Raw genomic sequence first — 13,376 nt, forward strand, 5'->3', positions numbered from 1 at the left:
ATGTCGGTAATCCTCAGATTGTTCCGTCCTGACCGGGAGGTCGCAGAAATGCTGCACGATGTGGCATATACTGGCGTAAAGCCTCCGGAATACGGATCGATCCGTCCTCTTGCTGATGATTCTCCAGCAGCGGGATCAAAATACGGGGTGAAGCGACTGCCGTATTGTTGAGCGTGTAGGCATATTGCAGCTTGCCGTTCACATCCCGGTAGCGGATGTTGGAACGCCGCGCCTGAAAATTAAGCAATTGGGACGACGAATGCGTCTCGCCGTAAGCCTGTCGGCTAGGCATCCATGTCTCAATATCCACCTGCTTGTAAGTTTTTTGCGCCATATCGCCTGTACAGACGGCCATTTTGCGGTAAGGCAGCTCCAGCAGTTGAAGCAGGTCTTCCGCATTGCGCGTAATTTCCTGAAACATCTGCTCCGAAGCGTCCAGACTGGCTTCGCAGATCACCACCTGCTCGACCTTGGCGAACTGGTGAACACGATACAGTCCGTGTACATCTCTACCGGCCGAGCCGACCTCATTACGGAAGCATACCGACACGGCTGCCAACCGGATGGGGTCCGTAACGTCCACGATTTCACCGCTGTAATACGAGACAAGCGGAACCTCCGAGGTACCGACGAGCCATTGATCCTCTCCTGCGATACGGTACGTCTGATCCACCCCGAGCGGGAAGAAGCCAGTGCTGTGCATCGCCTCGGCGCGTACCATCAGCGGAACGTCCAGCAGTTGAAAGCCCCGTTCGGTCAGCAGGTCCACAGCAAGTTGCTGTACTGCCCGGTGCAACGTGACTCCGGCTCCTGTCAGGTAGTAGTTCCGGGTTCCGGCTGTTTTGACGCCGCGGGGAACGTCGATCAGGCTGTGAAGCTGACCGAGCGCCATATGATCGCGTGGCTCAAATCCCAAATCGGGAACCGTACCGACCCGCTCCAGTTCTACATTATCCTCATCCGATCTGCCCCGTGGTGTATCAGGCGAAACGATATTAGGAACCAGAAGCATGAGCTGTTGAAACTGCTCCTCCACTTCCCGCTGCGGGGCTTCCAGACGGTCTAACTGTCCGTTAATTTCTTTGACCCGCCGCTTGGTTTCTTCCACCTGATCGCTCTTCCCGGCATGAATCAGCGCGCCAATATCCTGACTACACTGATTCCGCGTCTGACGGAGTTGCTCCACTTCCTGAAGCAACTGCTTTCTCCGGTTATCCAGGGTGAGCAGCTCTGCAACCGAGACCTGTATTCCTTTTCCATTTGCTACTGCCTGAACCCGTTCCTGATGTTCTCTGATCCACTTGATATCCAACATGACACCGCACTCCTTTTCGGATAAAAATACAAAAAGCGCCCTCATCCACATGGGACGAGGAGCGCTTTGATCTCGCGGTGCCACCCAAATTGACCGGACAGCATGACAGATGTCATGACTATCCAATCCACTTTGCTCCGCTGTAACGGGCGGGTGTCCGGTTTACTTAGGAATACATGTTCATCTTGTACACTCATGTATGTTCCTTGGCGTAAACGCCTCCGAGTTGGATGCTCTTCACGGGCGTAATGTCGTTTGCTTTTTTGTTAGTATACGGATTTTTGGCAGGTTAATCAAGCTACAACAACTTTTTAAGCTGCGATATACGGCCTTGCGACACGCCAAGCCATTGTGCATATTCGCCCTGCTTGGCATGGGGATGTTCATGTACCATTTTTCTTAGACGCTCGACTAATCGTTGTGATGATTGGTTGACTCTCTTTCCTTAGTACGCAGGTTTCTTAACCATTGGAGCAGGAGTGCGACTAACGCCTATATTTCCTTTTATCTCTTGTATACATTTTTTACATAAAAGTGAATTTCTAAAATAGGTCAGATCTTCGTCAGCATTACATAGGTTACAGGCGACCCCGATATACTTTCGCATACTTAAAAAACCCGTTTCAATATCCATATAAAATTCTAAAGGATCGCCAACATCGATACCCATAGACATCCGCATTTCTTTAGGAATAACGATTCGGCCTAACTGATCTAAAGATCGAGTCATACCTGTATTCTTCATATGATGTCCTCCTTCTTCATCTGTCTTGGCAAAGCTCATTCCTCCAGTTGGACACTTGCCTGATCGAACACTTGTTGTATGAGCTGGCTTATGCGAGCTTCTGGGATACCCAACATGCCAGCATATTGCTGTTGTGTAGCATGTGGATGGCTTTCATATAGATCTAAAAGAAGCTGGGCCATGATCTCTTTGGGCTGAAAGGCTTGTACACGCATAGATACGGTCTTGAGCATATAGTTGCAATTTTTACATATGAGAAAGCCTTTGAAACCACTTAATTCTTCAGTAGAGAGACAAAAATGACAAGACTGCCCGTAGTATCTTTGTAGTAATAGCGTACCCGTCTTTTCATCTGCAAAAAATTCAATAGAATGACCGTGAAAAATATCGCATGTATACAGGATTTCCTTGGGAATGACCAAGCGCCCTGTAGGGTCTAAGTTTTTTGTCATTTTTACATGAGGCATTGCCAAAAGACCTCCTATTACCAAGATAAAAAGCAATAAAATAGAAGTATTTATTGTTATTCCAAAATGTGGTACCATCAGGAGTAGGTAAAACTTTTATCATATTATAAGTTTCCAAAATATATTTTTAAAAAAAATGTGTATCATATTAAAGTTCACGCTGAAAGGGTGGTTTATTTATGGAAATCACACCTAAGATTAGAGCAGAATTAGAAAGATACCTAAAACAAGCAGGCTTGAGCATGACCGGGTTTGGACACATTGCTGGCATGAATCCGGGTACGGTGAGCGGTATTATAACGGGTAATCGTACCATTTCGGTGCACCAATTGGATCGCATTACGTTAGGAATGAATTTACCAGCAGACCATTTCTATGAAAGATATATTGAAGAAAGTGTGATAGATGCACCGCTGAACTGGAAAAGAATTAGCCCGTTCTTGTACCGCTGTGTGCAGTTTCAGCGCGTAGACTGTTTGCAAAAAGTAGTAAGTGTGCTGCTGGATAATCTGGGCTATCTTCCTTATCTCTTTGCATTAGCAGAGGATTGTTATGAACAAGATTATCGGGAAGCAGCGGCTTACCTATACGAGAACATCGCCGAGGGCGAAAAACAGCAGCATTCGGAACGACTTGCGATCTGCCACTATCGCTTGTTCACCATTGCGATAGGAAAGGATCAGAATCGCAATATGGACGCCGCCGCCAAATTTGAATCGTTTGTTCATCGCTTGCATGAGATGGATCAGCTAGATGCGCTGAAAGATTTAGCGAATGTGTACAGAGCATTGAGCCAGTGGGACAAGGTATATAAGTATGCAAAGCAGATGGGACAGCTAGGGATAATATACTATGGCATGGTTCATAACTCTGAGCGCAAGGAAAAAGAACCACAAAAGAAGCTAAGTAGGCCGCTTTTTGTATACATAGCTTACGCCGAATTGATGTGTGCTCATGCTTGTGATGCAAAAGGAGATCATGAGCAGGCATTAGTACATCTTCAAGGCTATGCTGATCTAAGCTGGGTTAAGGAAACTGACCCGGACACACTCCATTGGATGGGGCAATTTCAGCGATGGGTGAAAATTAATACGTACGTAAATAAGCTGATGTCGGGAGATGTGAGTATCCTGCCGGATTACGTTGAATATATAGCTGGTGAGAAACATATTTTTAACGAACTCTTAAACGTCATTGAAGCAGCCAATCGTTATAACATAGATGTGGATCATATTTTCCAGCGCTTTGAATCTAAAATTGCAGCATATCAGGAACCATCTTCTGTTGATCCATTTTTACTGCAACAGCGTGCACGGTTTTGGTACAAGATGGCTAAGTACAGCCTTAATAAAGGAAGATATTCATATGGTTTCAAATGTTTAATAGACGCTTTAGAAAAAGCTGGTACAATTAATCATGTACTACTTATTGCCAATTGTGCAGGTTTATTTGACTGCTTCAGGGCATACGCCGCTCCTGAAATATTGGCTCAGTTTCATTCTACTTACCAGGAGGTGTGGAAAGAAAATGATCAAAAAGATGGCTTTGCTCTTGGCAGCAATTAGCTTTGTACTGGTACTCGTGCTACCAGTTCAGCCTAAAGATCCTACCCTGGGTACATTCAAACCGCAAGACCACGTTGGTACAGCTTGATCCGAGCACTATTTCATTACCATTGACCAGCCTAGCCGCTGGTCTTTTTTTGTTATATTATGCTGATTTTTGATTGCTAAAATAGCCATTCATATTTCCACATTCCATCCTAAAATGAGATACATTAGGAGGGAATGCGCTATGAATACAGATGAAACGTTAAATCAACAGTTGGAAGATGCCCGGCAACGATTGCATGATCTGTACAAACAATATGGTTTCGGACATGCCTGTGTGCTTGAACAGTCTATGTTTTTGGATGAACTGATTAATCAGTACAACCGTATGTTTCAGACCAAGAAGCTGACCCAACTGATATAACCCAACATCCTCATGCTTTCAGAGCCACATCACCTACATTGTTTTTCTTGCCTTAGCATGACGCCTGGTTTCGTTCAAGTAAATAAAACAGATGCCGTTTATGCAAAACTATTCCTCCTCTCATCTAACTAGTATAATCATTCTATATAATGGCTTTTTTAAAAGAAAAATACAATAACATGTCATAAAATGTAATTAATTTGGAGTGATAAGGTAAGAGTTAATGCACATATTAATTTCAAAAACCAACCAATGACCAATAAAATCTATCCTTTGACCTAAAGGAAATGGCAATGCAAGCTTGTTAAAAGCATTGTAAGGTTAGCTATCTAGGAGAGGGGATTCATTTATAGTGGATTGTTGAACATTTGCGTAGAAAAACAGAAATCGTGTGATATTATTATTATTGAAATAATTACCATTGATAAAAAAATATAATAATAATGCAATATATTTATAATGTGATTTCACATGCAATTTTCTTCACTCTACTTTTTGCTCGATTACATAAGATTACATACTTACATGTTTATTAGCGTTGTTAGTCGCTTTTTTTGTGAGTTTCTATGCAATAAAAGTTTCTATAAAATAATATTATTTGGAGAAATAATCTATGAAAAAGAACAAATTATTGATTGCATCAGCCTTATCTGTTAGTTTGCTGGGGGCTGCTGCCATATCAAGTGCAATTTTTGCGGATTCAGAAGTAACTGATTCTGCGAATATATCCACTACGGCGACCCAAGATGTTGGTACAACAACTACTGGTGACCATGTAGTAACTCCTCAAAACGTCGGAAATACTTTCGGCAGTAGAGTACAAGGAGGTGCAACTGTCCAAAGTTCCTTTGATGTTCCTAGAGGATATGGCCATGTTAAACTTACTCTGAAAAATAACTCTAGTTATCCAGTTAGAGTAAGTTTATTGCACAATGATTCAGGTAAAGAGTACATCTCTGGAACAAGAATCTCGCCTGGCAGTTCAATTACTTGGAGAAGTACTGATGAAGGTTACACAGACGGTTTGCGTTCAGGAAGCTACACTCTTCAATGGCGTGGTGGCGATTATAACGTTAATGCGGAATTCAATGGAATTGCCGGTTCACGGCCTGCGGATATCAGATAGCTTAACGGCTACTTTGTAGAACAACTTAATCATCCTGACAGGACCAAAACGAAGGATGGATTGTTTGTAAAAACACTTCAGTCAAAATGAAGTAGTTTACGATGTTCCAGAGGCTACAGATAAAACCAAAGTAATTATTGCATATGACGCTACTTATGTTAAGGAAGAATAACAAGTAAATTGTATTCAGGAGGCGGCCTCATTGGGGCCGCCTTTTTAATATTAAGTTAGTGCGATTTGTTCAACAGGTGTAGGATTTTTCTTTAGAAATTTCGTGATTCACAGAGGAATATTAAATCGGGAGAATAAACAGACCCAGGTTCAAGGTGGCGAAATCACTATACCAATTTAAGGGTCTGTTTTAAATTCAGGAGGTTATTAAGATGAAAAAAGTAAAAATTATTTTTCTCACATCTGCTCTCCTGTGTATACTCATAGTCACGGGCTGTAACGATTCTGCACAACAAGATAGCAGCAAACCCAATGTTCCTTCTCCAACTGTACAAGTGGATGATACCAAGAAAAGTTCATCGCTTAGCTATAAACAATACCGTGATTTGTTCAGTGATATGTCTCAAGAACTCCAACCAGCACCATTTAATTTCCTGGAGAACACGAAGGGAAACAATATCGTTGCTTTTGATAAAGAATGGTCATTTGGCACTAGATCTATGCTAACCCTGGATGGTCAACCAACAAACGAGGAGACGCAAGAGAGGATCATCTACAAGAAAAAAGATGGAACTTTGCTACTGTGTAAGGAAGAATCCTACGGGGTTCTTCCTTTTTTTGTGGAAATCTAGAACGCTTAGATAAATCTGAACTATACACTCTACTTTATTTCTTTGGATGACTTACTTTTTTCATCATGATCCTTCCAATAAAAATAAATACAAAGAAAAATTAAGATCAGTGGGAATAAGTAAAAAGCATCATTAAATCCTGTGGAATGGGTGACTCTCAAATCGTATAAAAGCCAAAACATGGACATGCTTGCGATCAAGGCTATAGTGCCACTTATTGAATACATGTATATTTCTCCTTTCAATTCCGATTTCATGTTTACGAAGAGAAGAGGTAGGCTTTATTTCTTATGTATATCCATTCTACTTCATTTGCGATGATGAAACTGGAAGAATAGCCTCAATTCAGCGTCCAAAATGGGCTATAGTCTCTATAATGCTTTTTTAATTTGATGTAAAATGTAATGATTACCAAAATGGACAGTGATGGAGGGAAACATGAAGGATTTTAAAGATCGTTTACATACGATCCGCCAAGAGCAGAACAAGCTGCTTAAGGAATATCAGACGTTAATTGCGGACTATGAAGCCTCGGATGTCATTCTGGAGAATGAGGTGTTACGGAAGAAATTTGAGGATGTTCAGGCCCGCTGCCTTCGTCTGGAAGAGCGGGTACAACATATCGAGCAGGAAAATGGAAAGCTGCGCACGGCACTGACGGAGCAAATGCTGAGCGAGAAGGCCAATATGATCCGCATCTCGCGTGAAAAGCTGGAAACCTATTTTGCTTCCAGAACAGCAGAAGGGACGAACCGATTGACTGCCTTTGAGTACGGGGCTAAAAATCGTGTAGACCAGCTTATTCAGCAAAGCACTCATGAGCTTAAAGAGGATCAGGACGAGATCGTCGCCAGATTGCGGCAGTTCTCGGAGGAGATCCGTGAGCGGATCATGGAGCAGCGCCGACGTTTCCAAGAGGCTGAGCAAAATCTGCTTCATCATACGGCGAACGGGCTGGACCAGCTTCAAGAAGAAGAGATCAGCGAAGAAACGATGCAAAAGCGCATGAAGCAGAATCAGTTCGAAATGAAGCTGGGCTTGAACTGGATCAACAAGCTGGGGATTTTGCTCATTATTTTAGGTGTAGGAGCTGCCTTTAAATATTCATATTCCAACTGGTTTACAGGAAATATGAAGGGCGTAGCCTTCTTTCTGTTAGGAGCGCTGATGCTGGGCGGCGGCGAGTGGTTGTACCGCAAACAGAAGCAGACCTTTGCGCTCGGAATATTGGGCGGCGGTATTTCGGTGCTGTACGGGTCGATTTTTTACAGCTACTTCTTACTGGAAATTATAGGGATGTATACGGGCATTGGTCTATCCGTGCTGGTGACGGTGACCGCTGTGCTGCTGTCGTTAAGGTATGAATCCCGAACGATTTGTTCTTTTGGATTGGTAGGGGGGTATCTCCCGTTGTTTTCCTATATGGCGGCGAACGGGCTGGAAGGGAACTCGGTTTACATCGCCATGGGCTACCTGTTCCTGCTGAACCTGCTGATTCTGCTTGTATCCTTCCGCAAACGCTGGGTCGTCGTGCAATATATCAGCTTTCTGCTGAATACACCCCTGATGATTGTACTGGTATGGTTGTCGGATAGCACGACTGCAAGCATGTTGTATGCAGTTATTACATTTGCAATGTACCTCGGGATGACGCTCTGGGTGCCGTTCCGATTAAAAGAAAAGCTATCCTGGCTGGATTTCTCCCTGCTGGCTCTGAACACAGTCGTAAGCTGTACCGTGCTGTACTCTCTGTTCGACGATGCGGGCCTGGATGATTACAAAGGCTTGCTGGCACTCGTCTTTTGCCTGGTGTATGGGGGCTTGGCGCAATGGGTCAGCAGATTTATTCCGGAAGAGAAACAGACAAAGGTATTGTTTTATGCCACCTCCTTGACCTTCGCCATTCTGATGATTCCGTTCCAGTTTGGAGTGAAATGGCTGTCGATGGGCTGGCTAATCGAGTCCGTTCTCCTGACGTTGTATGGAAACCGTTATCGATTGAAGGAATTGGAGCGGGCGGGCTGGGGCATTTTATTACTGTGTCTGGGCGCCTTCTTTTTCGTCGATTTTCCTATATATCTGCTGTCCGGATTTGAGACGGACTATTTTGGTCTTAAATATACGCTCATTACGCTGGGTATGCTGATCGTTACCGTCTTTTATGCGATTCAATTCAGCCGCCCGGATGCTTTCAAAACCAATCGTTTGTACGAAATGCGTATTATGCAAGGGTTTAAATATGTAGCTTTGGTGAACGTGTACTGCTATCTCTTGTATGAAGCCGGGCATTGGTATGACATCGTCGTATCGGACGGATTTTCACACTATACCTTGTACAAGGTATTGCTGTACACCTGCGTATCGCTGATTTTGGCTTATTTCCTGCCTAAGGTGAAGCTGCTGTACGATCGGGTGATTAAATACTACAGCCTGGTTCTATACATCATAGGCTATGCGTTGGGATTGTTGGTTACCGTAGCGGTGCCGACCTTGCATGAAAATTACGCGCAAAATACGGTTGCTGATTATGTAGCGTTGGTGGTGCTTGTCGCCTTCAATGTATTGGTCTTCTTCAGCAGCAGGGATTTCCTGAACGCTTTGATGACACGCCATTATAGAAGCACAGAGTTGTATCCGGTCATTATGGGTGTATATTTGCTGGGCATTATTACTGCCTTCCTCGGAGTTCAGTTCCGTCTGGGGGATGCAGGTCTCGCATTCAGTCTGGTGTATCTATTGCTGGCGATTCTGTATATCGTATACGGCTTCCTCAAGCGGGTAGTCTATATTCGCAGATTCGGCCTGGGATTGACCCTGCTGTCGACAGGTAAGCTGCTGCTGTATGACCTGCATCTGTTAACGACAGGAAGCACCATCGTAGCTTACTTCTCTTTTGGTGTGGTATTATTGGCGATTTCGTATATTTATCAAAAAGTATCGAATCGCATGGGAGAGGCCATTATAAAGAAGGATGTTGAAGGAGAAACGTAGTTTTTTGTAGGATTATGTAGATATCCGACAATATGAAAATAAATTTGATAATAGTGAAAAATATTGTATGACCTTACATCCTACTTACGCTATAATGAGTAAAAATTATTCATGTACGCATGCTAATGTTTGCGGAAGTAGAGAGAATGAGGGGGATATAATGAATTTGAGCAAGGGGCAGAATAGCCTGAACGATAAAAATGAACGCTTCTCGTCAGCCGGGTTCATATTGGCAGCGATCGGGAGTGCGGCAGGACTAGGTAACATTTGGAAATTCCCATATATTACTGGACAGTATGGCGGAGCTGCATTTTTCTTGTTGTTTATTGTCTGCCTGTTGCTGGTTGGTTTGCCTGTATTGCTGGCTGAGCTGGCGCTTGGTCGAGCGGGCCGAGGAAGTGCTGCTTCTGCAATGGTAAAAGTAGGCGGTCATCCGATTTGGGGCAAGATGAGCATCATGTTTGTTATCGTGCCGTTTGTTATTTTATCGTTCTATGCCATTGTAGGAGGCTGGACACTGCATTATGCTGTAGAGGCATTTAGCGGAAATTTGTTTTCAAATAAGGATTTTGCTGGACAGTTTGCTTCCTTTTCTTCCGGCTACGCTCCGTTGGTTTGGCTGTTAGTCGTTTTTGCATTTACGGCAGTCGTGGTTACCCTTGGGGTATCGAACGGGATTGAAAAGTTCAATAAAATTTTGATTCCTGCCAAGGTTATTCTGTTGCTCGTGTTAATGATAAATGCTCTTATGCTGCCAGGCTCTGGTGCGGGTGTATCCTTCTTTCTGAATCCTGACTTTTCTAAGCTTAGTATAGAGTCTGCATTGGTTGCTTTGGGACATGCCTTCTTCTCGCTCTCACTGGGGATGGGGATTATGGTCACGTACGGTGCTTATGTGGATCGTCGCCAATCGCTGGGTGGAGCCATGCTGGCAGTTGGTGGCGGGGATTTAATTTATGCGTTTATCGCAGGTATGATTATTTTCCCTACAACCTTCTCCTTTGGTATTAACCCGGCTCAAGGGCCGTCTCTGGTCTTTATTGCTTTACCGGCTGCGTTCTCTGCCATGCCTTTCGGCGCTTTCTTCGGCGGTTTGTTCTTCGTACTGCTGGCGGTTGCTGCATTAGGTTCTATGGTATCCTTGCTGGAAGTACCCGTAGCCTATGTTATGGAGCGGTTCCGTTGGAGCCGGGTTCGCTCGGTTATCGTCGTATCTGTCCTGTGCCTGTTGCTGGGTATCCCTTCTGCATTGTCCATGGGACTGGTTCCGGAATTAAAAGTTGGCGGTAAATCATTCTTCGATTTCGTTGACTTCACAGCTTCCAACATCTTCTTGCCATTAGGCGGCTTGTTGATTGTTATATTCACAGGCTACTACTGGAAGACTGCGGGTGAGCAGGCGAATCTTAAACCCTTCTGGTTCCGCATATGGCTGTTTGGTCTTCGGTATGTTGCACCAGTCCTGATGTTATTGGTATTCCTGCATACCTCAGGCATCATTAAATTTTAAGCTCAAATCAATAAAAAGGCATTTTCTTCCGAAGGGAAGGGATGCCTTTTTTTGTATACCTATCAGTGGTTACCTAACTGTGGAAAGGAGTGATATAATAAAAACATTGTCATTAATTTTAACTTCAATGAAATCATTACGAATATGAAGTTCTATATAATGAACGAAAAGGCTACAGAGCATCGCACAAAACGATGTGCAGGAGAGGGAAAGGGCAGAAGAGCATTGAAACAGACAGGGAGCTTGAATTTGCATGAAGGATGGCGGCTGAAATGAAGTCTAATCCGTTGCCATCACAACGTCGTTATATGCCGGGATTGGACGGGTTAAGAGCGCTGGCGGTCATCGCAGTCATTGTGTATCATCTGAATCCGGATTGGTTGCCGGGAGGCTTGTTGGGTGTAGGCGTTTTTTTTACGTTATCGGGGTATTTAATCACAGATATTCTGGTCAGTCAGTGGGATACATATCATAGTTTTAAAATGAAAGATTTCTGGTTGCGTCGGGCCAGAAGGCTGCTGCCTGCCATGTTGACGGTTGTAGCCGTCATTGTCCTGTGCTCGTTGCTTTTCGATCCGTCACGGCTTACGGCCTTGCGCGGAGATGTACCTGCTGCATTGGTATATATGAGTAACTGGTGGTTTATTTTTCATCAGGTATCGTATTTTGAAAGCTTTGGTCCACCTTCGCCGCTTGGACATCTGTGGTCGCTGGCGGTGGAGGAACAATTCTATATCCTGTGGCCGTTAATGCTGGCGCTTGGGCTGAAATATATGCCCAAGCGTATTGTGCTCGCAGGCTGGGTAACTTGCCTGGCGTTGATCTCTGCGTTGCTGATGGCAGTAATTTACGTGCCCGGAACTGATCCCAGCCGGGTGTATTATGGCACGGATACGCGTGGATTCGCCCTGCTGATCGGTGCCGCGCTTGCCTTGGTATGGCCTAGTAGCAAGCTGAAAGGGCAAGCATCTGCCAAGGCACGGTTGCTGTTGGACGGCATCGGGGCTGTAAGCCTGCTACTGCTGTGTCACTGGGCATGGGCCTCAAATGAATATGACCCTTCTTTGTATCGGGGTGGCTTATTGGGCATAGCTTTGGTCACTGCTATTGTGGTCGCAGTGTTAGCGCATCCGGTGAGCCATCTGGGGAAGCTGCTTGGACTCAAGCCGCTGCGCTGGATCGGTGCCCGTTCCTACGGGCTATACCTGTGGCATGTTCCGGTTATCACCCTGACGACACCGCAGGTGGATACCGAGGGTGTGCATGTGCTGCGAATCATTTTACAACTATTAGCAACGGTACTGCTGGCTTCCCTCTCCTTTAAATATATCGAGGAACCGATCCGTCACGGAGGATTCCGTCGCTGGGTTGCAGGAATCCGTACAGCGGTTCGCAGACAGGCACGGTGGAGGTGGTTGCCTGCAACCGCGGCATCTATGCTTTTTATAGGAGTTCTTATAGGCACCATTCACCTATACGTGGCGTCTACTGACGCAACCACGCAGGCAGCAGCGGCGAATGAAGAGAATCCAAGCGGGAAGACGAAGGCGATGCCGCCGCTTCACGGAACCGTATCTGTGGCTTCGAAGGAGCCGAAAGCCAAGCCGCAATTATCCGGGGGCAACAACGTGCAGGACGAAACTAAGGCCCAGGCTCTAGCCCAAACGCCAAAGAATACGGAGACTAAAGCTGGCACTACGGATGGGGCTAAGGTTCAGTCGGATACTTCGACTCAACAAGCTACGCCCAAAGCAGATGATGGCTCAGGTGTGACCGCGATTGGGGATTCTGTTATGCTGGATGTGCAGGCGTACATTCAGCAAGCTTTTCCAGGCGCTGTTGTAGACGGGCGCATCGGACGACAGATGGCGGAAGCGCCTGCTGTGCTGGAGCAGTTGAGACAGAATGGACAGCTGGGGAAGACAGTCATTATTGAGCTGGGCACAAACGGCGCTTTTACCAAGGATCAATTGACCGATTTGCTCGCCAGTCTGAAGGATGCGAAGCGTATTATCCTCGTGAATACCCGTGTCCCGCGTCCGTGGGAGAGCATCGTGAACAGGCATCTTGCAGAAGCTGCGTCCCAGGATACACGGATTACGATGATCGACTGGTACGGAGCCAGCTCGGGCAAAAACTCGTATTTTGAACATGACGGAGTTCATTTGAAGCCCAAAGGCGCCAAAGCCTATGCATCTTTGTTGGCTCAGGCTTTGACGAAGCAATCTTAAATAGCAATCGTTGTCAGGTAGCTGTGATGCGCAAATATCACGGCTCCTTTTTATTCTATTGAGCTATTTCAGTTGGTTCCCTCTATCTTAAATATGAATTGTTATTTATATTTTCGTCATAACTATCCTAATTTTAGAAATCGGGTAGTGAAGCGGGTTTTTGTTGGTGTGACAAGGATCGACGGAATATGACAATTTTCAGGGAATTCCACTT

Annotated in this window: 9 protein-coding genes and 1 pseudogene; 7 read left to right on the plus strand and 3 right to left on the minus strand. The window is 45.0% G+C overall.

All coding sequences use genetic code 11. The features are described 5' to 3' along the window. Nucleotides 1–13: 13 nt before the first annotated feature. The 3 genes and pseudogenes from serS to E0698_RS06635 form a co-directional block, all read right to left on the minus strand. On the minus strand, nucleotides 14–1,315 hold the full coding sequence (serS, locus tag E0698_RS06625) for a serine--tRNA ligase (protein WP_192511015.1): 1,302 nt from the start codon (nucleotides 1,313–1,315) through the stop codon (nucleotides 14–16). Between the two features lie 298 nt (nucleotides 1,316–1,613). Then, nucleotides 1,614–2,060, minus strand: a pseudogene (locus E0698_RS06630) (AbrB/MazE/SpoVT family DNA-binding domain-containing protein). A 35-nt stretch (nucleotides 2,061–2,095) separates the two neighbouring features. Continuing rightward, nucleotides 2,096–2,527 (minus strand): AbrB/MazE/SpoVT family DNA-binding domain-containing protein, encoded by a 432-nt coding sequence (locus E0698_RS06635; RefSeq protein WP_192511016.1) that lies wholly within the window; start codon nucleotides 2,525–2,527, stop codon nucleotides 2,096–2,098. 179 nt (nucleotides 2,528–2,706) lie between these two features. On the opposite strand from E0698_RS06635, the gene E0698_RS06640 reads away from it, so the two are divergent. From E0698_RS06640 to E0698_RS06670, 7 genes are all read left to right on the plus strand, one after another. Beyond that, nucleotides 2,707–4,092, plus strand: coding sequence for a helix-turn-helix domain-containing protein (locus E0698_RS06640; RefSeq protein WP_192511017.1), 1,386 nt, complete (start codon nucleotides 2,707–2,709; stop codon nucleotides 4,090–4,092). A 229-nt stretch (nucleotides 4,093–4,321) separates the two neighbouring features. After that, nucleotides 4,322–4,501: an aspartyl-phosphate phosphatase Spo0E family protein gene (locus tag E0698_RS06645; protein WP_044644219.1), complete on the plus strand. Its 180-nt coding sequence runs from the start codon at nucleotides 4,322–4,324 to the stop codon at nucleotides 4,499–4,501. A 613-nt stretch (nucleotides 4,502–5,114) separates the two neighbouring features. Next, nucleotides 5,115–5,627, plus strand: coding sequence for a hypothetical protein (locus E0698_RS06650; protein ID WP_192511018.1), 513 nt, complete (start codon nucleotides 5,115–5,117; stop codon nucleotides 5,625–5,627). A 383-nt stretch (nucleotides 5,628–6,010) separates the two neighbouring features. Beyond that, nucleotides 6,011–6,430 (plus strand): hypothetical protein, encoded by a 420-nt coding sequence (locus tag E0698_RS06655; protein ID WP_192511019.1) that lies wholly within the window; start codon nucleotides 6,011–6,013, stop codon nucleotides 6,428–6,430. 438 nt (nucleotides 6,431–6,868) lie between these two features. Next, entirely contained in the window at nucleotides 6,869–9,421 is a 2,553-nt protein-coding gene (locus E0698_RS06660) for a DUF2339 domain-containing protein (RefSeq protein ID WP_192511020.1), read from the plus strand. Nucleotides 9,422–9,581: 160 nt separating this feature from the next. Next, nucleotides 9,582–10,931 (plus strand): sodium-dependent transporter, encoded by a 1,350-nt coding sequence (locus E0698_RS06665; RefSeq protein WP_192511021.1) that lies wholly within the window; start codon nucleotides 9,582–9,584, stop codon nucleotides 10,929–10,931. Between the two features lie 272 nt (nucleotides 10,932–11,203). Beyond that, the gene (locus E0698_RS06670; protein ID WP_192511022.1) at nucleotides 11,204–13,162 is read left to right on the plus strand and encodes an acyltransferase family protein; all 1,959 of its coding nucleotides are present in this window, start codon (nucleotides 11,204–11,206) and stop codon (nucleotides 13,160–13,162) included. Nucleotides 13,163–13,376: the final 214 nt, after the last annotated feature.

Source organism: Paenibacillus sp. 23TSA30-6 (genome assembly GCF_014858585.1).
In the GTDB taxonomy this organism is placed as follows: Bacteria; Bacillota; Bacilli; order Paenibacillales; family Paenibacillaceae; genus Paenibacillus.

Coding starts and splice junctions, on each gene's coding strand:
- E0698_RS06650 (WP_192511018.1), top strand. CDS start 5,115: ATGAAAAAGAACAAATTATTGATTGCATCAGCCTTATCTGTTAGTTTG.
- E0698_RS06635 (WP_192511016.1), bottom strand. CDS start 2,527: ATGCCTCATGTAAAAATGACAAAAAACTTAGACCCTACAGGGCGCTTG.
- serS (WP_192511015.1), bottom strand. CDS start 1,315: ATGTTGGATATCAAGTGGATCAGAGAACATCAGGAACGGGTTCAGGCA.
- E0698_RS06660 (WP_192511020.1), top strand. CDS start 6,869: ATGAAGGATTTTAAAGATCGTTTACATACGATCCGCCAAGAGCAGAAC.
- E0698_RS06670 (WP_192511022.1), top strand. CDS start 11,204: ATGAAGTCTAATCCGTTGCCATCACAACGTCGTTATATGCCGGGATTG.
- E0698_RS06655 (WP_192511019.1), top strand. CDS start 6,011: ATGAAAAAAGTAAAAATTATTTTTCTCACATCTGCTCTCCTGTGTATA.
- E0698_RS06645 (WP_044644219.1), top strand. CDS start 4,322: ATGAATACAGATGAAACGTTAAATCAACAGTTGGAAGATGCCCGGCAA.
- E0698_RS06640 (WP_192511017.1), top strand. CDS start 2,707: ATGGAAATCACACCTAAGATTAGAGCAGAATTAGAAAGATACCTAAAA.
- E0698_RS06665 (WP_192511021.1), top strand. CDS start 9,582: ATGAATTTGAGCAAGGGGCAGAATAGCCTGAACGATAAAAATGAACGC.